Source organism: Mycolicibacterium chitae (genome assembly GCF_900637205.1).
Taxonomy (GTDB): domain Bacteria; phylum Actinomycetota; class Actinomycetes; order Mycobacteriales; family Mycobacteriaceae; genus Mycobacterium; species Mycobacterium chitae.
This window is the reverse complement of the sequence record NZ_LR134355.1, coordinates 399471-418490: the sequence shown is the minus strand read 5'-3', so window position 1 is coordinate 418490 and position 19020 is coordinate 399471. Positions and strand designations below refer to the sequence as shown.

Here is a 19020-nt window from a genome sequence, read left to right as displayed (position 1 = left end):
CATGCGACTGACCTCCGCCCTGGCGGGCACGCTGCTGCTGGCCGGGCTGGGCCTCTCGGCACCGGCTTCGGCGGGCAGCGACGGCGCGGTGAGTTCGATCCCCGTCGACGGCGCCACCCAACTCGAGATGCACCTCAACGCCGACTGCGTGGCCGCCGAGGGCAAGTGCTTCTTCAACACCCGGGCCAACCTGCTGACCCCGAACGGGCCCGTCGCACTGCCGGGCGACACCTGGGCGCGGCAGACGATCACGCTGCGGTCGATGGACCGAAACGTCTGGCAGGAGGCCGAATACAGCGCTCCGGCCGGCACCCCGCGCACCACCAAGGGCGCCAATCACGACAACGTGCTCTCCAAGATGTACCGGTCGCTGAACAACGTCGAGATCTCCATCACCTACTTCGGCGGCGGCTCGCTCGAACGGTTCAGCGTCGACGGCCATTCGGTACCCACCGACTGGAACACCGGCCGACCGGCCACCGGGGCCGACTTCATCGCGTGCTCGACCATCCACGTGGTCTACGGCGGGGTGAACCTCACCTCGCCGAATGCCTGCGCGCACACCGGCTTCTAGTCCGGACAGGTGGGCCGAGACTGCGAAATCATTCGCCGCAGCGGCGCGTCGCGGATGAAACTGCACCTTCGGGGTCGGACAAGGGGCGCGGGCTAGCGGGGTAGCCCCAACAACCGCTCGCCGGCCAGGTTCAGCAGGATCTGCTCCGAGCCGCCGGCGATGGTCAGGCAGCGGGCGTTGAGGAATTCGTGCACCCGCAGGGAGAACACCACCCCGGCCCCCTCGGAGAGGTCCATCCGGAACTCGGAGAGCGCCTGTCGGTAGCGCACCCCGATCAGCTTGCGGGCGCTGGCCTGCGGACCGGGATCACCGCCGCCGACGGCCAACTGCGCGATCCGCTGATCCAGCAGCGAACCGACCTGCGCCGAGGTGATCAACTCCGCCAGTCGGTCCAGATCCGCCGGGTCGGCCTCGCGTTCGGCGAAGGTGCGCAGCAGTTCCTCCATCGGGTTGCCCAGCGCGGTGCCCTGCGCCATCGCGACGCGCTCGTTGGCCAGCGTGGTGCGCGCCAGGCGCCAGCCGTCGTCGACCGTGCCGACCACCATCTCGTCGGGCACGAAGACGTCGTCGAAGAACACCTCGTTGAACAGGTCGTCGCCGGTGATCTCGCGCAGCGGCCGGATGTCGATGCCCGGTGTGGTCATGTCGATCAGGAAGTAGGTGATGCCCTTGTGCTTCGGCACGTCGGGATTGGTGCGGGCCAGGCAGACCCCCCAGTGCGCCTTCTGCGCGGCCGACGTCCAGACCTTCTGCCCGGTCAGGCGCCAACCGCCTTCGGCCCGAACGGCTTTCATACGCAGCGCGGCCAGATCCGATCCGGCACCCGGCTCGCTGAACAGCTGACACCACTGAACGTCGCCACGCAGCGTGGCCGGCACGAACCGGTCGACCTGCTCGGGGCTGCCGTGCTCGAGGATCGTCGGAACCGCCCACCAACCGATCACCAGATCCGGGCGGTCCACTCCGGCTTCGGCCATCACCTGGTCGATCAGCAGCTGCTCGGCCGGCGAGGAGTCGCGGCCGTAGGGCTTGGGCCAGTGCGGCGCCTGCAGACCGGCCTCGGCCAGCGCGCGCTGCCGTTGTTCGGCCGGCAGCGCCGCGATCTCGGCGACGGCCGCGGTGATCTCCGGGCGCACCGACTCGACCGAACTCAGGTCGATGTCCAGGTCGCGACGCACCCCGTCGAGGGTCAAGTCGGCCGCGCGGCGCAGCCACCGGCGCCGCCCACCCAGGGCGGCGGCAATCCCGTAGGCCCGACGCAGGTACAGGTGCGCGTCGTGCTCCCAGGTGATGCCGATGCCGCCGAGCACCTGGATGCAGTCCTTGGCGTTGGCCTCCGCGGCCGCCACCCCCGCGGCGACGGCAACCGCCGCCGCGATGGACAGTTGCCGATCCTCGGTGTCGGTGGCCGCGGCCTCCGCAGCATCGGCCGCGGCGACCGAGGCCTGCTCGGAACGCAGCAGCATCTCGGCGCACAGATGCTTGATGGCCTGGAAACTGCCGATCGGCTTGCCGAACTGCTCACGCACCTTGGCGTATTCGGCGGCGGTGTGCAGGGCCCAGCGGGCCACACCGGCGGCCTCGGCGGCCAGGACCGTGGCGATCAGGTCCTCGATCCGACGTGCGGGCACCGCCAGCGCGGTGGCCGGCGCCCCGTCGCATTCGACCCGGGCCAACGGGCGGGAGAAGTCCGTTGCGGCAAGCGCTTCCACGGTGACCCCGTCGGCGCCAGCGTCCACCAGGACCCACCGCTCGCCGGCCGGCAGCAGCAACAAGCCGTCCGGCGTCGCGCCGAGGACATAGGGGGCCACCCCGCTGACCCGGTCACCGGCGAGATCCAGCTGCGCGTCCAGCGCGAACCCAGCACTGCGCTGCCCGGAGATGAGGACCTCGAGCAAAGCCGGGTCGTCGAGCACCAGGGTCGCGACCGCGGTGCCGGCCACCGGTCCGGGCGCCAGGCCGTGCGCGGCCTCGTCGAGCATGGCGCACAGGTCCACGACGCTCGCGCCGGCGCCGCCGGCCTCCTCCGGCACCGCTACGCCGAATAGTCCCAGCTCCGCCAGTCCCGCGTAGACCGGGCGCCACGCCTCGGGGCTGCCCTGTTCCACGGCCCGGGCCGCCTCGATCCCGCCGGACCCGGCCGCCCAGCTGCGCACCAGGTCACGCGCGGCAAACTGCTCGGAGACACTCGTCTTGGAAGCCACAGAGACCCCTGAATCCTCGTTCGGCGGGTATCGGGCCGTGTGGCCCACTAGAACGTGTTCTAATATTGCCAGTGTCCGCGAGTCAAGTCGAATGCCGGGCGGCAAAAGCCGCCGGTCGATGCGTCCCGCAGACACCTCGGGGAGCGGGGAGGTGGGAAATCAGCGTTTCACATGAGTATCGTTTTTCCCAGGTACGCCCAAGTAAGGAGCACGCGGCAGCATGGCAGCCAATTCACAGTCGGCACCCACGGGTTCACAACCGCGTGAGGTCATGACGGTGGCCGTCCTCGCCGAATCCGAACTCGGCTCCGACGCGCAGCGGGAGCGCCGCAAGCGCATCCTGGATGCCACCATGGCGATCGCCTCCAAGGGCGGTTACGAGGCGGTGCAGATGCGCGCGGTCGCCGACCGCGCCGACGTGGCGGTGGGCACGCTGTACCGCTACTTTCCGTCCAAGGTCCACCTGCTGGTCTCCGCGCTGGCCCGCGAGTTCGAGCGCATCGACGCCAAGACCGACCGCACCACGGTGTCCGGCGGTACGCCCTATCAGCGGCTGAACTTCATGGTCAGCAAGCTCAACCGGGCGATGCAGCGCAACCCGCTGCTCACCGAGGCCATGACTCGCGCCTACGTCTTCGCCGACGCCTCGGCCGCGGGCGAGGTGGACCACGTCGAGAAGATCATCGACTCGATGTTCGCCCGCGCGATGGCCGACGGCGACCCGACCGAGGATCAGTACCACATTGCCCGGGTGATCTCGGATGTGTGGCTGTCCAACCTGCTGGCCTGGCTGACTCGCCGGGCCAGCGCCACCGACGTCAGCAAGCGGCTGGATCTGGCCGTGCGACTGCTCATCGGTGACGACCAAGCCGACGCCCAACCGGCCGTCTGAAAAGGTGAGCCCGCTGCCTGACGAGGTGTCGACCGCGCTGCGAGCCGCGGCCGCGGTCCCGGACCTGCTGGTGGCCTGCGACTTCGACGGGACGATGGCGCCCATCGTCAACCATCCGCCCGACGCGCGCCCCCTGCCGGCGGCCGCGGCGGCCCTGCCCGCGCTGGCCGGACTGCCCGGCACCACCGCCGCCCTGATCTCCGGGCGGGCGCTGGCCGACCTCGCGCGGCTGTCCGGGATGCCACCGACGGTGCACCTGGTCGGCAGCCATGGCGCCGAATTCAGCACGGGCTTTACCCGCGACATCGACGAGCAGGCGCTGGCCACCATCAAGACGGAACTGACGGCGATCGCCTCGCGCTACCCCGGGGTGACGGTCGAACCCAAGCTCGCCAGCGTGGCCCTGCACGTGCGCAACGCCAGCGCTGAAGACGGCGCGGCCGCGCTGGCCGACGCCGAGGCCGCCGCGCAGTCCTGGGACGCCGAGGCCACGGCGGGCAAGGCCGTCCTGGAGTTCGCGGTGATCACCACCGACAAGGGCGAGGCCATCGACATCCTGCGCGAGCGCACCGGGTCGACGACGGTCATCTACTTCGGCGACGACGTCACCGACGAGAAGGCGTTCCGCCGCATGCGCGACACCGACGTCGCGGTGAAGGTGGGCCCGGGTGACACGCTGGCGGGCTTCCGGGTGGCGGCACCCGAGGACGTCGCGGCGGCCTTGGGTCTGCTGCTCGACGAGCGCCGCGCGCGTAGCTAACCGACAGCTAACCGGGCGGGCCCGCGGTGCGGCCGCGCACCAACTCGGTGGGCAGGATGTCGAGCACCGGCAGCCCGGAGCCCGGCGGGTTGAGCAGCAGATTCCCTGCGCGCCTACCCTTTTCGAAACTCGGCTGCACGACGGTGGTCAGGCCCCGCTTCAGTGCCTCGGGCACCCCGTCGAATCCGGTGACGGTGATCTGGCCGGGCACGTAGATGCCCCGGGCCCGTAGGTAGTCCATGGCCGACAGCGCCAGCACGTCGGCCGTGCACATCAGCGCGGTGATCCTCGGATCGGTGGTCAGGGCCAACTCGGCCGCGGTACCGCCCGAAATGGAGTCGTGCTCAAAGCTTTCCACGATGGTCAGCTTCTCGGGGTCCAGCCCGGCCGCGGCCATGGCCTCGTGCACCCCGGCGATGCGTTCGCGTTGCGCCCGGAAGTGCGTGTCGCGCAGTCGGTCCGGTCCCACCAGCGCCGCTTGGCGCTCCGCCTCGGAGAGGCGCTCGCGCCCCAAACGCATGGTCAGCAGGCCGATGTCGCGGTGTCCGAGGCCGATCACATACTCGGCCAGCTCGCGCATGGCGGCCCGGTCGTCGATGCCGACCCGGGAGGCCCCGGGTACCTCCGGCGGCTGATCGACGATGACCACCGGCAGTTGCCGGTCCAGCACCAACTCGAGGAACGGATCGTCGTCGGCCGCGGCGTAGACGACGAAGCCGTCGACACCGGCGGACAGCACCGCCGCCGAGCCCTCCTCGACGGTGCGGCTGGGGCCCACGGCCACCAGCAGCAGCCCCTGCCCGGTCTCCTCGCACGTCTCGGCCAGGCCGGCCACGAAGTTCAGCGCGGCGGGGTCGCTGAACGAGTACGTCAGCGGTTCGGTGATCACCAGGCCCACGGCCCCGGCCTTGCGGGTGCGCAGCGAGCGGGCCACCGGGTCGGGTCCGGCGTAGCCGAGCCGCTTGGCCGCGGTCAGGATCCGGTCCCGCAGTTCGGCCGAGAGCTGATCCGGCCGGTTGTAGGCGTTGGAGATGGTGGTGCGCGAGACCTTGAGTTCGGCGGCCAGCGAAGCCAGCGTGGCCCGACGCTTCGGCGTGGGACTTCTGGACATGTTCGGTGACGTTAGCCGATGGGCGCCTCGTCGTGCGCCGAGACGACGCCCTGCGCGGCGCCGGGAGCCCGGCGCCCGCCGTCGGTGCGTTCCACGACGGCCCAGATCAGCAGCCAGACCACCGCCACGATGGTGACGATGACGAAGCTCGGCGGCAGATTGAACATCGCCGAGAGCGTCAGGCCCACCCACACCGAGAACACCGACAGCGCCGTCGACAGCGCCATCGCCACCCCGGGACGGGCGGTGAGCATGATCGCGGTGGCGGCCGGGGTGACCACGAGCGCGAAGAGCAGCAGCGTGCCCACCGCCTGCACCGCCATCGTGATCGCCAGGCCCAGCATCACCATGAAGATCACCGAGAGCAGCCGCACCGGAACGCCCTTGGCCTCGGCCACCTCGGGGTTGATCGAGGCGAACAACAGCGGGCGGTAGACGAAGGCCGTCACCGCGGCCAGCACTACGACGGCGCCCGCGAACACCAACAGCTGTTGCTGCGTCACCGCCAGCAGGTTGCCGAACAACACGTTGGTGACGATGTTGCTGCCCTTGGTGGCCAGGGAACTAAAGAACAGGCCCAACCCGGTCGCCGCGGCGAGCACGGTGCCGGTGGCGACCTCGCGGTCGTCGGCGCGTTTCCCGAGCGCACCGATGATCAGGGCACCGCCGATGCAGAAGACGGCCAACCCCAGCGTGACCGGCAGCCCGAGCAGCACCGCGCCGGTGGCGCCGGGGAAACCGATGTGCGCCAGGGCATGTGCGGCGAACGCACTGTTGCGCACTACGGTGAAGTACCCGATCAGCCCGGCGGCCAGCGCCACCAGGGTGCCGCCGATCAGGGCGTTGCGCATGAACGCCGAGGTGAGGATGTCCCACCAATGTTCCTGGTAGCCAAGTGCGATCACGGTGGTATGCATCAGATGCTCCGCATGTACAGCTCGCCCTGGGGCGTGTGGACCACCTGGATGGAGGTGCCGTAGAGGTGGCTCAGGAGATGCTCGTCGACCACCTCGTCCATGGTGTTGAAGTGCGCGTGCCCGTCGAGCAGGTAGATGGCGCTGTCGAGGATGCCCAGCAGCGGATTGAGATCGTGGGCCACCACCAGGATGGTGACGCCGAACTGCTCGCGGATCCGGGCCAGCAATCCGACGATGTCACGCTGGTTACGGACGTCCAGTGAGGTCAGCGGCTCGTCGAGGATCAGCAGCGGCGGTGCGGTGACCAGCGCTTCGGCGATCGCGATGCGCTGGCGCTGACCGCCGGAGAGCTGGCACAGCCGGCGCTGGGCGAAGGATTCGGCGTCCAGCGCCGCGAGCACCTCGTCCACTCGGTCGCGTTCGGCGGCGCTGGCGCGACCGAATCCCCAGCGGTGGCCGGTCAGGCCGAGCAGCACCGCATCGCAGGCCCGGATCGCGTTGCCGGCCGCGCGGGCATAGCGCTGCGGGACGTACCCGATGGAGCGGGTCGCCTGCCCGGCCGGCTTGCCGAGCACCTCGATGGATCCCGACGCCACCGGCAGCAGGCCGAGCGCGGCCTGCAGCAGCGTGGTCTTGCCGGATCCGCTGGGGCCGATGATGGCGGTGATGCTGCCGACCGGGACGTCGAAGGTGCCCTCCGACCAGATCAGTCGACCCCCGCGGACCACGCTGACGTCGTCGAACGACAGCGCCCACGGGCCCTGCGGCGCCTCGGCGTCAGGCGCTGACACCGAGCGCCTCGGCCAGGGTCCTCAGCTGATCCACCTGCCAAGCCTGGAACGAATCGGCGCCCGGCGCCACCGTTTCGGTGACTTCGACCAGCGGGACGCCGGCGGCTTCGGCGGCGCCGCGCAACTGCGCGGGCATCGACCCTTCGGTCTGGGTGTTGACGATCAGCACGTCGACGCCGCGGTCCTCGAGCAGCGTCAGGAACGCCGCGAGATCACCCGGCGACGGGTCGGTCTCGTTGCTCGCGGACACCTGATATCCGGGCGGGGTCCGGTCTTGTAGGCCGACGGCGGCGGCCATGTCGTCGAACACGCTCTCGGTGGCGGCGTAGGTCTTGCCGGTGACCTCGGTGCGGAGCCGCTCGATCAGGGAGTCGTATTCGGCCGTGCGATCGGCGAATTCGGCCCGGCGCGCCTCGAAGTACTCCCGGGCGTCGGGGGCGAGGTTGCCGAGTTCGGCGGTGACGGCGTCGGCCAGCGCGTGCACCGTCGCGGGCCGGTACCACGCGTGCGGATTGGTGCCGCCGTGATCGTGGCCCTCGTGATCATGATCGTGGCCCTCGTGATCGTCGCCGTGGTCGTGGCCCTCATGATCGTGGTCGTGATCGCCGTGGTCGTGCCCGCCGGCCAGGTCCACCGCGCTGATCAGCGGGGCGTCGGGCGCGGAGGTGGCGGCCAGCTTGGCCGCCCACTCGTCGTAGTGGCCGCCGTTGATGACGACCAGCTGGGCGTCCTCGAACGCGACCGCGTCCGACGGCGCGGGTTCGTAGTCGTGCGGGTCCACCGAGGAGCCCGCGATCACGGTGCGGACCTGCGCGCAGTCACCGCCGAGCTGCGAGACGATGTCGCCCCACTGGTCGACGCTCACCACCACCTCGACGGGGGCCGCCGGGCACGCACCCGATGGGGCCGGGGTCGCGGCGGTGTCCTCGGAGCCGCAGGCCGCCAGGGCCCACGGGGTCAGCAGCGCCAGCGCCGCTGCCGCGCCCAGCTTCGAGGGGTTCACCATCCGCATGGCGATAACGATAACCGTTTGCAATAAGGATCGCGACTCGGGGGATACGCCGACCCGCCTAGGCTTGCCCTATGGCCTCGGTTGATCTGAACGCCGACCTCGGCGAGGGTTTCGGCATCTGGGAACTCGGTGATGATGCCGCAATGCTGGACGTCGTGTCCAGCGCAAACCTGGCGTGCGGCTTCCACGCCGGCAACCCGGCCCGGCTGGCGCACGCGTGCGCCGCGGCGGCGCACCGCCGGGTATCCATCGGCGCGCAGGTCAGCTATCAGGACCTGTCCGGTTTCGGTCGGCGGTTCATCGACGTGGAACCCGACGAGTTGATCGCCGATGTCATCTATCAGATCGGCGCCCTGCAGGCGTTGGCGCACACCGCCGGAACGTCGGTCCGCTACGTCAAACCCCATGGTGCGCTGTACAACTCGATCGTCACCCACGAGGCGCAGGCGCGGGCGGTGGCCCGCGCCGTGCACGCGGTGGATCCGCATCTGCCGGTGCTCGGGATGGCCGGGTCGGCCTTCTTCGCCGAGGCCGACAAGCTGGGCCTGCGCACCGTCTCGGAGGTGTTCGCCGACCGGGCCTATCGCCCCGACGGCCAACTGGTGTCGCGCCGCGAACCGGGCGCGGTGCTGCACGACAGCGATCAGATCGCCGAGCGCATCATCTCGATGGTGCGCACCGGCCGGGTGATCGCCACCGACGGGTCCGCGGTCCCCGCCGCGGTCGAATCCATTTGCGTACACGGTGATTCGCCCAGCGCGGTGGACATCGCCCGGGCGGTGCGGCAACGCCTGCTCGGCGAGGGCATCTCCGTCACGGCGTTCGTCTGATGCGGCTCAAGCCGGGCCGCCCCGATCTCGCCCGCTACGCCGACCTGTTCGCCGTGCCGGCCGCCACCGCCGACACGGCGGTGTCGTTCACGTGGCTCGGGGTCTCCACGCTGCTGATCGACGACGGCACCACCGCGATCATGACCGACGGCTTCTTCTCCCGGCCGAGCCTGGCCCGGATCGGACTGGGCCGGATCGCGCCATCGAAGGCCCGTGTCGACGGCTGTCTGGCCCGGGTCGGTGTGCACCGACTGGCGGCCGTGTTGCCGGTGCACAGCCACTTCGACCACGCGATGGACTCGGCGCTGGTCGCCGAGCGCACCGGCGCCCTACTCGTCGGCGGATCGTCGGCCGCGCAGGTGGGTCGGGGTCACGGGCTGCCCGCCGAGCGGATCCTCGAGGTCACCCCCGCGCAGCCGTTCACCCTGGGTAACTTCGAGATCACCCTGGTCGAGTCGGAACACTGCCCGCCGGACCGGTTTCCGGGCGAAATCGACGCCCCGGTGCGGCCACCGGTGCGGGTGTCGGCCTATCGCTGCGGCCAGACCTGGTCGACGCTGGTGCGGCACCGTCCCAGCGGACGGTGCGGCCTCATCCAGGGCAGCGCCGGATTCCGCAGCGGTGCGCTGGCCGGACACCGCGCCGAGGTCGCCTACCTCGGGCTTGGCCAGCTGGGCCTGCAGCCCGAGTCCTACCTGGTCGACTACTGGCAGGAGACCGTGCGCACCGTCGGGGCCCGCACGGTGATCGGGATCCACTGGGACGACTTCTTCCGTCCGCTGTCAAAACCGCTGCGCCCCTTGCCCTATGCCGGCGACGACCTCGACGTGTCGCTGCACGTGCTGGGCGAGTTGGCCCGCGCCGACGGTGTCGCGCTGCGCTTGCCGAGGCTGTGGCGCCGCGAGGACCCCTGGCCCGAGAACCGCTAGGCGCGCCGCCGCTGCCGGGCGATCTCGGCGAGCACCACGCCGGCGGCGACCGAGGCGTTCAGGGATTCGGTGGGGCCGGCCATCGGGATCGACACGATGGCGTCGCAGTTCTGCCGGACCAACCGCGACAGGCCCTTGCCCTCGGACCCGACGACCACCACGATGGGGCCGGTGGCCTCGAGTTCGTCGAGCGTGGTGTCGCCCTCGGCATCCAGACCGACCACCTGCAGGCCCTCGTTCGCCCAATCCTTCAGCGTGCGATTGAGATTCGTCGCCCGCGCCACGGGCGTGCGCGCCGCCGCGCCGGCGCTGGTGCGCCAGGCCACCGCGGTCACCGAGGCGGAGCGGCGCTGCGGGATCAGCACGCCCTGCCCGCCGAAGGCCGACACCGAACGCACGATCGCGCCAAGGTTGCGCGGATCGGAGATGTTGTCGAGCGCCACCAACAGCGCGGGTTGGATGTCCTCGGCGGCCGTGCGCAGCAGGTCGTCGGGGTGCGCGTAATCGTAGGGCGGCACCTGCAGGGCGATGCCCTGATGCAGCCCGTTGGTGCTCATCCGGTCCAGATCGACGCGGGCGACCTCGAGGATCGCGATACCCGAATCCGCCGCCCGGGCCACCGATTCGGTGAGCCGCTCGTCGTTCTCGGTACCGAGGGCGACGTAGAGGGCGGTGGCCGGGACCCCGGCCCGCAGGCACTCCAGCACCGGGTTGCGCCCCAGCACGATCTCGGTGTCATCGGTCTTCTTGGGGCGGCCCTGCTGCTGACGGGCGGTGCGTTTGGCCTTCTTGGCCGCGGGATGGTTCGGCCGCATGTGCGCCGGCGGGGTGGCGCCCCGGCCCTCGAGCCCGCGGCGGCGCACGCCGCCCGAGCCGACGGTGGGGCCCTTCTTGGTGCCGGCCTTGCGGACGGCGCCACGGCGTTGGGAGTTGCCGGCCATTACGCGTCGTTCCTGTCCGCCAGCGACCACTGGGGACCGTCAGCTGTGTCGGTCACCTCGATGCCGGCCTCCTTGAGCCGGTCCCGGATCCGGTCGGCCTGCTCCCAATCCCGTTGTGCGCGGGCCTCGGTGCGGTTCTCCAGCGCCCAGTGCACCAGGGTGTCGACGGCGGCCAGGGCCGCCGACGTCTCGTCGCGGGACTCCCAGCGCTCGTGCAGCGGGTCGCAGCCCAGGATCTCCATCATCGCCCGGATCGCCGCGGCCGCCGCCATGGCGGCCTCGTGGTCGCCGGCGTCGAGGGCGCGATTGCCGTCGGCGCGGGCCGCGTGGATCTCGGCCAGCGCGATCGGGACCGCCAGGTCGTCGTCGAGCGCGGCGGCGAAGCGGTCGGTCCAGGTGCTCGGCGTCACCGCACCGACCCGGCTGCGCACGCGGTGCAGGAAGTCCTCCACGCCCGTATAGGCCTTGACCGCGTCCTGCAGGGCGGTCTCGGAGAACTCCAGCATCGATCGGTAGTGCGCGCTACCCAGGTAGTAGCGCAGCTCCGCGGGCCGGACCCGTTGCAGCACAGCCGGAATGGACAGCACGTTGCCCAGCGACTTGCTCATCTTCTCGCCGCCCATGGTGACCCAGCCGTTGTGCAGCCAGTACTGGGCGAAGCCGTCGCCGGCGGCGCAGGCCTGCGCGATCTCGTTCTCGTGGTGCGGGAACACCAGATCCATGCCGCCGCAGTGGATGTCGAAGGTCGCACCCAGATACTCGTGGGCCATCGCGACGCATTCGGAGTGCCAGCCGGGCCGGCCGCGCCCCCACGGCGTCGGCCAGGACGGCTCACCGGGTTTGGCGCCCTTCCACAGCGTGAAGTCGCGCTGGTCGCGCTTGCCCTCGGCGACGCCCTCGCCCTGGTGCACGTCGTCGATGCGGTGACCGGACAGCGCGCCGTACTCCGGGAAGCTCAGCACGTCGAAGTACACGTCACCGGCGCCGGTGTAGGCGTGGCCGGTGTCGATGAGCCGCTCGATGAGCTCGACGATCTGGGTGATGTGGCCGGTGGCGCGGGGCTCGGCCGACGGCGGCAGCACCCCCAGCGCGTCGTAGGCGGCCGAGAACGCGCGCTCGTGGGTGGCGGCCCACTCCCACCAGGGGCGGCCCGCGGCGGCGGCCTTGTTGAGGATCTTGTCGTCGATGTCGGTGACGTTGCGGATGAACGCCACGTCGTAGCCCTTGGCCAGCAGCCAGCGGCGCAGCACGTCGAACGCCACGCCGCTGCGGACGTGGCCGATGTGTGGCAGCCCCTGCACGGTGGCTCCGCACAGGTAGATCGAGGCGTGGCCGGGGCGCACCGGGACGAAGTCGCGCACGGCACCGGTCATGGTGTCGTGCAGTCTCAGCCCACCGAGTGGGCCGGCGTGGGCGGTCACGACGGGCCAGCTTACCGGCCTGAGCGGGCGAAACCGACTCAGGCCCGGTCAGCGACCACCAATGCGGTGGCAATCGCCGCCAGACCCTCGCCCCGCCCGGTCAGGCCCAGCCCGTCGGTGGTGGTCGCCGAGACCGATACCGGCGCGCCCAGCAGGCCGGAAAGCCGCTCCTGGGCCTCGGCCCGGCGGGGTCCGATCTTCGGCCGGTTGGCGATCACCTGGACCGCGGCGTTGCCGATCCGGAAGCCGGCCTCGGCGAGCAGGCCCCGCACGTGGGTGAGCATGTCCGCGCCGGTCACTCCCGCCCAGCGGGGGTCATCGACCCCGAAGACCCCGCCGATGTCGCCCAGGCCGGCCGCGGACAGCAGCGCATCGCACAACGCGTGCGCGGCGACGTCACCGTCGGAATGCCCCGCGCAGCCGTCGGCGTCGTCGAACCGCAGCGTCAGCAGGTTGCACGGGCGGCCCGGTTCGATCGGGTGCACATCGGAGGCCAGCCCGACCCGCGGCAGTGCGGTCACGCGGAATCGGCCAGCAGCGTCTCGGCCAGCTTCAGGTCGAGCGGGGTGGTGATCTTGAAGGCCAGCGGGTCGCCGTCGACCGTCTGCACCTGGGCGCCGATGTTCTCCACCATCGACGAATCGTCGGTGAAGACGCCCGGCTGCGCGCGTTCGAAGGCGCGCAGCAGGACATCGGTGCGGAAGCCCTGCGGGGTCTGTACCGCGCGCAGGCCGGACCGTTCGGGAGTGGCGATCACGGCGCCGTTGGCGTCGACGACCTTGATGGTGTCGGCGACCTCGCAGGCCGGGACGACGGCGCCGTACCCCTCGCCCAGAGCCGCGACCACCCGCGCGATGAGCGCGGGTGGTGTGAGCGGCCGGGCGGCGTCGTGGACCAGCACGAATTCGGGTTCGCCGGCCGCCGCGAGGGCCAGCCGGACCGACTCGGCCCGATCGGACCCGCCGGCGACGACAGTCACCGCGGAGCCGAGGATCAACCGGGCCTCGTCGGTGCGGTCCGGCGGGACCGCCACCACGATCTGGTCGACGGCCTCGGAGTCCGCGAGCGCCTCGATGGCGTGTTCGACGATCGGTTTACCGGCCAGCTTTGCGAATGCCTTGGGTATCCCGGCGCCGAGGCGCTGGCCCGAACCGGCCGCCGGAACGATGGCGACAGTGCTCATGGCCGACTAGGAGGCTGCTGCCAGAACCTCGTCGAGAATGGTCTCCGCCTTGGCATCGTCGGTGTTCTCCGCCAACGCCAGTTCTCCGACGAGAATCTGCCGCGCCTTGGCCAGCATCCGCTTCTCGCCCGCGGACAAGCCCCGTTCCTGATCGCGTCGCCACAGGTCGCGAACCACCTCGGCGACCTTGTTCACGTCACCGGAGGCCAACTTCTCGAGGTTGGCCTTGTAGCGCCGGGACCAGTTGGTCGGCTCCTCGGTGTGCGGCGCGCGCAACACCTGGAAAACCTTGTCGAGGCCCTCCTGGCCGACGACGTCGCGGACGCCGACATACTCAGCATTGTCTGCGGGAACTCGAACGGTGAGATCACCCTGGGCAACCTTCAAGACGAGATATTCTTTCTGCTCGCCTTTGATGGTTCGGGTTTCGATCGCCTCAATCAACGCAGCACCGTGGTGTGGATAGACAACGGTGTCTCCGACTTTGAAAATCATCAGATTCGAGCCCCTTTCACCCCTCCACAATAGCACGGTGTTGCCGAGCACACAGATCAACGGTGCAGGTCAGGGGCACAACAGGTGAACCATGGGGGTTGACACAGCTAAGAATACGTGCAACGGGCAGGCCCCAAAGTGACACGGCCGGAGGGCCTTTCCGCGACCTCGGCTACCGCCCAAACCCACCACCTACTACTGTGCATAGTCGAACTTGTGCCGGTCGCGAGCAGGAGGCTTTCCGTGATCTCTTTTGATGCCAGCCGGGCTTTCCGTGCGCGGGCCGGGCGACGGATCGGCGTCGCAACCTGCGCGGCGCTGGGCGCCCTGGCAATCGCCGGGTGCGGGGCCGGTCAGATCACCGACACCGCCACCCAGGAACCGGCCGTCAACGGCACGCTGGTCACCCTCGACAACATCGCGGTGCGCAACATCCACATCCAGGCCGTGGAAACCGGCGACGCGCTGCAGCCCGGCGAGGACGTCGACCTGATCTTCACCGCCAGCAACCAGTCCCCCGAGCACGGCGACCGGCTGGTCAACATCACCTCCGAGATCGGCGAGGTCACCTTCACCGGCGACGGCGAGCTGCCCGCGGGCGGCGTGCTGGTCGTCGGCACCCCCGACGGCGTGGAGGCCCTCGAGCAGATCGAGCCCGCCGACACCGCCGAGGCCACGGTCGCGCTGACCCAGCCGATCCGCAACGGGCTGACCTACGCGTTCACCTTCGAGTTCGAGCGGGCCGGCGAAGCCACCGTGTCCGTGCCGATCTCGGCGGGCCTTGCGCCGCGCCGCGAAGCCCACTAGGTCGCCCGACCAGCGGGCTGTCACTGCCTGCCGCTACCGTCACGGTGTGAGCAGGTCTTCGTCGAAAACTCGGGTGCAGTACCGCTGCACCGAGTGCGATCACGTCACCGCCAAGTGGGTCGGTCGCTGCCCGGAATGCGGGACCTGGGGCACCGTCGAGCAGGCACCGGTCCTGACCGCGGCGGGCGGCCGCAGCCACCGCGCGGTGGCGCCGGCGTCGGCCGCGGTCTCCATCAGCGCCGTGGCGGCCGACAACACGCGGCACTTCCCCACCGGTGTCAGCGAACTCGACCGGGTGCTCGGCGGCGGCATCGTGCCCGGTTCGGTCACGCTGCTGGCCGGTGAGCCCGGGGTCGGAAAATCGACCCTGCTGCTCGAGGTCGTGCATCGCTGGGCGGAGACCGGGCGTCGCGCGCTCTACATCTCCGGCGAGGAATCCGCCGGCCAGATCCGGATGCGCGCCGAACGCACGGGGTGTACGCATTCCGACGTCTTCCTGGCGGCCGAGTCCGATCTGGACACCGTGTTCGCGCATCTGGAGGCGGTCAAACCCACGCTCGTCGTCGTCGACTCGGTGCAGACGCTGTCCACCACCGACACCGACGGCGTCACCGGCGGGGTCACCCAGGTGCGGGCCATCACCACCGCGTTGACCAGCTACGCCAAGGCCGCCAGCAACCCCGCGGTCGCGATGGTGCTGGTCGGTCACGTCACCAAGGACGGGGCCATCGCCGGACCCCGTTCGCTCGAGCATCTGGTGGACGTGGTGCTGCATTTCGAAGGTGACCGCAACACCGCGCTGCGGATGGTCCGCGGCGTCAAGAACCGCTTCGGCGCCTCCGACGAGGTCGGCTGTTTCATGTTGCACGACAACGGGATCGAGTGCGTCGCCGACCCGTCGGGGCTGTTCATGGACCAGCGCCCGGAGCCGGTGCCAGGCACCGCCGTCACGGTCACCATGGACGGCAAGCGGCCGCTCATCGGCGAGATCCAGGCCCTGGTCGGGACGGCCACCGCGCCCTCGCCGCGACGGGCGGTCAGCGGCCTGGACCAGTCCCGCGCGGCGATGACGGCCGCGGTGCTGGAGAACCGGGCCGGCCTCCCGCTCGGTCAGCGCGACATCTACCTGTCCACCGTCGGCGGGATGCGGTTGACCGACCCGTCGTCGGACCTGGCGGTCGCGCTGGCCATCGCGTCCTCGTTCGCCGACCTCTGCCTGCCCGCCTCGACCGTGGTCATCGGCGAGGTCGGCCTGGCCGGGGATCTGCGCCGGGTCACCGGGATCGAACGGCGGCTGGCCGAGGCCGCTCGGCTCGGGTTCACCACGGCGCTGATCCCGCCCGGCGCCAAGACGACCCCGCCCGGGCTGCGCACCTTGGAGGTGGCCACCGTGGGCGAGGCGCTCAAGGCGCTGCTGCGCATCGCGCACCAGCCCACCAGCAAACCGCCCGAGGTCAAGCCCGCGGCGCGGCCCGGTCTCAAACTGGTGGACGGCGCACCGGGACGGTCCCCGGCAGGGGACAATGGTCAGCCGTGACACCAGCCAGGAGGAACTCCGCCAGCGCCGTGCGGACCCGGCCCACGCTGCGCGAGACCATCGGGCGGCTGGCGCCGGGTACGGCCCTGCGCGACGGGTTGGAGCGGATCCTGCGGGGACGCACCGGCGCGCTGATCGTGCTCGGGTACGACGAGCGGGTCGAGGCCATCTGCGACGGCGGTTTCTCACTCGACGTCCGCTACGCCCCGACCCGGCTGCGTGAACTGTCGAAGATGGACGGCGCGGTGGTGCTGTCCAGCGACGGCAGCCGGATCGTGCGGGCCAACGTGCAGCTGGTCCCGGATCCGTCGATCCCCACCGACGAATCCGGCACCCGGCACCGGTCGGCCGAACGCACCGCGATCCAGACCGGCTACCCGGTGATCTCGGTCAGCCATTCGATGAGCATCGTCACGGTCTACGTGGCCGGGGAGCGGCACGTGGTGGCCGATTCGGCCACCATCCTGTCCCGGGCCAACCAGGCGATCGCCACCCTGGAGCGGTACAAGGCGCGGTTGGTCGAGGTCAGCCGGCAGCTCTCGGCGGCCGAGATCGAGGATTTCGTCACGCTGCGCGACGTCATGACCGTCGTGCAGCGGCTGGAGATGGTCCGCCGGATTGGCCTCGAAATCGATTCCGACACAGTGGAACTCGGAACCGATGGCCGTCAGCTACGGCTTCAGCTCGAGGAACTGCTGGGTGGCAACGAGACGTCGCGGGAGCTGATCGTGCGCGACTATCACGCCAACCCGGACGCCCCCAACAAGGCCCAGGTGGCCGAGACCCTCGAGGAACTCGACAGCCTCTCGGACACCGAACTGCTGGACTTCACGACGTTGGCGCGGGTTTTCGGCTATCCCTCGACCGCGGACGCCCAGGACTCCGCGTTGAGTGCGCGCGGGTACCGGGCAATGGCCGAGATACCGCGCCTGCAGTTCGCCCACGTCGATCTGCTGGTCCGCACCTTCGGGTCGCTGCAGGGCCTGCTGGCCGCCAGCGCGACCGATCTGCAATCGGTGGAGGGGATCGGCGCCATGTGGGCCCGCCACGTCCGCGAGGGACTCTCGCAGCTGGCCGAGTCGACGATCGCCGACCGGCTGGCCTGAGTCCGACCGTCAGCCGGCGGGCGGCGGTCCGTCACCGGGCGGCGGCTCCGCCGGCGCGGGCTGCGGGGCCTCACCGGCCTCGGCGAGGATGAACGGCACGGACGCCGATCTGAGGTTGCCCAGCTGAACCACCAGGTTGTAGGTGCCGGGCCCGATCGGTTCCCGCGGCAGCGGGCACTGCGGCTCGGAGCCCATGCCCGTCCAAGTGACCTCGGTGGTGACCTGCTCGCCCGGGGTGAAGGTCTTCACCAGCGTCTCGTTGGACGGTGCGCAGTCCAGGTTGGACCACAGCCGCTTGTTGTCCAGCGAGTACACGTACGCCGAGAGCACCGCGGCGCCGACATCGCGCTGGCAGCCGACCAGGCCGATGTTGGTGACCACCATGGTGAAGGTCGGCTGATCGCCGATGGTGTAGCGCGGTTCGTTGGTGATGCCCTTGACCGCCAGCGTGGAGTCCGGGCAGTCGTCGCCCTCCTGCAGCACCGGCGGGGGCTCGACGGCGGCGGTGGGCGTGGGCGTCGGCGGCGGGGCCTCCTCGGCGGGCGGGACCACCGGGGTCTTCACCTCGGGGTCCGGCGCCTGGGCCAGCGGTCCCTCGGAGGTATTCGCATCGCCGGTGCCGGCCTCGTCGGTCGCTTCGCCGCCGCCACGGGTCACCGCGATCAGGATTGCGACGATGATCACCAGGACCAGAGCCGCAACGCCGAACGCCAATGCCCGACGGCGCCGGTAGATCTCCGGCGGAAGGGGGCCATGCGGGTCTGAATCCAACACGGTCTAACGGTAAGGGCAGGTCACCACAACGTGTTCGACCTGGGACGGCGTGTCGCCGCCGGACCCGGCAAGCCAGGGGGTATTGGCCCGCGCGTGGGACTAGATGCTCTCGGGAGCCTCGTCGCCGATCTCGCCCACCCGGGCGCGCAGCGCCGCCCGCCCGTCGGACAGGTGATAGGTCACGCCGACGATCGCCAGCCGGCCCTCCTCGATCCGCTCCTTGATCTCGGTGGACCGGGCCACCAGTTGCACGCCGGTCTCGATGACGTGGCGGGCCTCGAACTCGTCGACCGTCGTCAGCCCGTCGCGGCGGCCCAGCAGGACCGAGGAGGTGACCCGCTCGACCACGTCGCGGACGTAGCCCGGCGGGATCTCGCCCTCGTCGAGGGCCGACAGCGCGGCCTTGACCGCACCGCAGCTGTCGTGGCCGAGCACCACGATCAGCGGCACGTCCAGGATGGCCACCGCGTACTCGACCGAGCCCAGCACGGCCGAGTCGAGGACGTGGCCGGCGGTGCGAACCACGAACATGTCGCCGAGGCCCTGATCGAAGATGATCTCGGCGGCCACCCGGCTGTCGCCGCAGCCGAAGACGACCGCGGTCGGTGTCTGGTTGTTCTCCAGGCTGGTGCGGTGCTCGATGCTCTGGCTCGGGTGCAGGGGCTTACCCGCGACGAAGCGCTCGTTACCCTCCTTGAGTGCCTTCCAAGCGGTCACGGGACTGGTATTCGGCATA

20 protein-coding genes are annotated in these 19020 nt (G+C 70.5%); 8 read left to right on the top strand and 12 right to left on the bottom strand.

Going from position 1 to position 19020, the window contains the following annotated elements; all coding sequences use genetic code 11:
* Position 1: 1 nt before the first annotated feature.
* Positions 2-574: a hypothetical protein gene (locus EL338_RS02065; protein ID WP_126332220.1), complete on the top strand. Its 573-nt coding sequence runs from the start codon at positions 2-4 to the stop codon at positions 572-574.
* Between the two features lie 92 nt (positions 575-666).
* Here EL338_RS02065 and EL338_RS02060 read toward each other — a convergent pair whose 3' ends face one another.
* Entirely contained in the window at positions 667-2778 is a 2112-nt protein-coding gene (locus tag EL338_RS02060; protein ID WP_126332219.1) for an acyl-CoA dehydrogenase family protein, read from the bottom strand.
* A gap of 220 nt (positions 2779-2998) precedes the next feature.
* Here EL338_RS02060 and kstR point away from each other — a divergent pair, with 220 nt between their 5' ends.
* Together kstR and otsB are read left to right on the top strand one after the other, a co-directional pair.
* Positions 2999-3670, top strand: coding sequence for a cholesterol catabolism transcriptional regulator KstR (gene kstR / locus EL338_RS02055; protein ID WP_126332218.1), 672 nt, complete (start codon positions 2999-3001; stop codon positions 3668-3670).
* A 4-nt stretch (positions 3671-3674) separates the two neighbouring features.
* Positions 3675-4430: a trehalose-phosphatase gene (otsB, locus tag EL338_RS02050; RefSeq protein ID WP_126332217.1), complete on the top strand. Its 756-nt coding sequence runs from the start codon at positions 3675-3677 to the stop codon at positions 4428-4430.
* 7 nt (positions 4431-4437) lie between these two features.
* On the opposite strand, the gene EL338_RS02045 is transcribed toward otsB, so the two are convergent.
* Genes EL338_RS02045 through EL338_RS02030 form a run of 4 tightly spaced genes read right to left on the bottom strand, consistent with a single transcriptional unit; the run spans position 4438 to position 8255 of the window.
* The gene (locus EL338_RS02045; protein ID WP_126332216.1) at positions 4438-5541 is read right to left on the bottom strand and encodes an Rv3575c family transcriptional regulator; all 1104 of its coding nucleotides are present in this window, start codon (positions 5539-5541) and stop codon (positions 4438-4440) included.
* 11 nt (positions 5542-5552) lie between these two features.
* Positions 5553-6458: a metal ABC transporter permease gene (locus tag EL338_RS02040; RefSeq protein WP_126332215.1), complete on the bottom strand. Its 906-nt coding sequence runs from the start codon at positions 6456-6458 to the stop codon at positions 5553-5555.
* Complete coding sequence (locus EL338_RS02035; protein WP_126332214.1) at positions 6458-7249, bottom strand: metal ABC transporter ATP-binding protein; 792 nt, start codon at positions 7247-7249, stop codon at positions 6458-6460. Before EL338_RS02035 ends, EL338_RS02040 begins: the two co-directional genes overlap by 1 nt.
* The gene (locus EL338_RS02030) at positions 7236-8255 is read right to left on the bottom strand and encodes a metal ABC transporter solute-binding protein, Zn/Mn family (protein ID WP_126336625.1); all 1020 of its coding nucleotides are present in this window, start codon (positions 8253-8255) and stop codon (positions 7236-7238) included. Before EL338_RS02030 ends, EL338_RS02035 begins: the two co-directional genes overlap by 14 nt.
* 77 nt (positions 8256-8332) lie before the next feature.
* Here EL338_RS02030 and EL338_RS02025 point away from each other — a divergent pair, with 77 nt between their 5' ends.
* Together EL338_RS02025 and EL338_RS02020 are read left to right on the top strand one after the other, a co-directional pair.
* Positions 8333-9091: a LamB/YcsF family protein gene (locus tag EL338_RS02025; protein ID WP_126332213.1), complete on the top strand. Its 759-nt coding sequence runs from the start codon at positions 8333-8335 to the stop codon at positions 9089-9091.
* Positions 9091-10020, top strand: a complete 930-nt coding sequence (locus tag EL338_RS02020) for an MBL fold metallo-hydrolase (RefSeq protein WP_126332212.1) — start codon at positions 9091-9093, stop codon at positions 10018-10020. The genes EL338_RS02025 and EL338_RS02020 overlap by 1 nt, the downstream gene beginning before the upstream one ends.
* Here EL338_RS02020 and rlmB read toward each other — a convergent pair.
* From rlmB to carD, 5 genes are all read right to left on the bottom strand, one after another.
* A complete protein-coding gene (gene rlmB / locus EL338_RS02015) occupies positions 10017-10961 on the bottom strand; it encodes a 23S rRNA (guanosine(2251)-2'-O)-methyltransferase RlmB (protein ID WP_126332211.1) in 945 nt (314 codons plus the stop codon). The genes EL338_RS02020 and rlmB overlap by 4 nt on opposite strands.
* Positions 10961-12334: a cysteine--tRNA ligase gene (cysS, locus tag EL338_RS02010; RefSeq protein ID WP_235666467.1), complete on the bottom strand. Its 1374-nt coding sequence runs from the start codon at positions 12332-12334 to the stop codon at positions 10961-10963. Before cysS ends, rlmB begins: the two co-directional genes overlap by 1 nt.
* Before the next feature lie 86 nt (positions 12335-12420).
* Positions 12421-12903 carry a 2-C-methyl-D-erythritol 2,4-cyclodiphosphate synthase gene (ispF, locus tag EL338_RS02005; RefSeq protein ID WP_126332210.1) on the bottom strand — a complete coding sequence of 161 codons (483 nt, stop codon included), beginning with the start codon at positions 12901-12903 and terminating at the stop codon, positions 12421-12423.
* Positions 12900-13565: a 2-C-methyl-D-erythritol 4-phosphate cytidylyltransferase gene (ispD, locus tag EL338_RS02000; protein ID WP_126332209.1), complete on the bottom strand. Its 666-nt coding sequence runs from the start codon at positions 13563-13565 to the stop codon at positions 12900-12902. Before ispD ends, ispF begins: the two co-directional genes overlap by 4 nt.
* Before the next feature lie 6 nt (positions 13566-13571).
* Positions 13572-14060 carry an RNA polymerase-binding transcription factor CarD gene (gene carD / locus EL338_RS01995; RefSeq protein ID WP_011731020.1) on the bottom strand — a complete coding sequence of 163 codons (489 nt, stop codon included), beginning with the start codon at positions 14058-14060 and terminating at the stop codon, positions 13572-13574.
* A gap of 243 nt (positions 14061-14303) precedes the next feature.
* Between carD and EL338_RS01990 the strand changes: the two genes are divergently transcribed.
* From EL338_RS01990 to disA, 3 genes are read left to right on the top strand one after another with little or no spacing between them, the layout of a single operon-like run.
* Positions 14304-14867: a copper chaperone PCu(A)C domain-containing protein gene (locus tag EL338_RS01990; RefSeq protein ID WP_372940068.1), complete on the top strand. Its 564-nt coding sequence runs from the start codon at positions 14304-14306 to the stop codon at positions 14865-14867.
* Positions 14868-14913: 46 nt separating this feature from the next.
* Complete coding sequence (radA, locus tag EL338_RS01985) at positions 14914-16404, top strand: DNA repair protein RadA (RefSeq protein WP_126332208.1); 1491 nt, start codon at positions 14914-14916, stop codon at positions 16402-16404.
* Entirely contained in the window at positions 16401-17510 is a 1110-nt protein-coding gene (disA, locus tag EL338_RS01980) for a DNA integrity scanning diadenylate cyclase DisA (protein ID WP_126332207.1), read from the top strand. Before radA ends, disA begins: the two co-directional genes overlap by 4 nt.
* Before the next feature lie 9 nt (positions 17511-17519).
* On the opposite strand, the gene EL338_RS01975 is transcribed toward disA, so the two are convergent.
* Entirely contained in the window at positions 17520-18284 is a 765-nt protein-coding gene (locus EL338_RS01975; RefSeq protein ID WP_126332206.1) for a hypothetical protein, read from the bottom strand.
* A gap of 99 nt (positions 18285-18383) precedes the next feature.
* Entirely contained in the window at positions 18384-19019 is a 636-nt protein-coding gene (locus EL338_RS01970) for a carbonic anhydrase (RefSeq protein ID WP_126332205.1), read from the bottom strand.
* Position 19020: the final 1 nt, after the last annotated feature.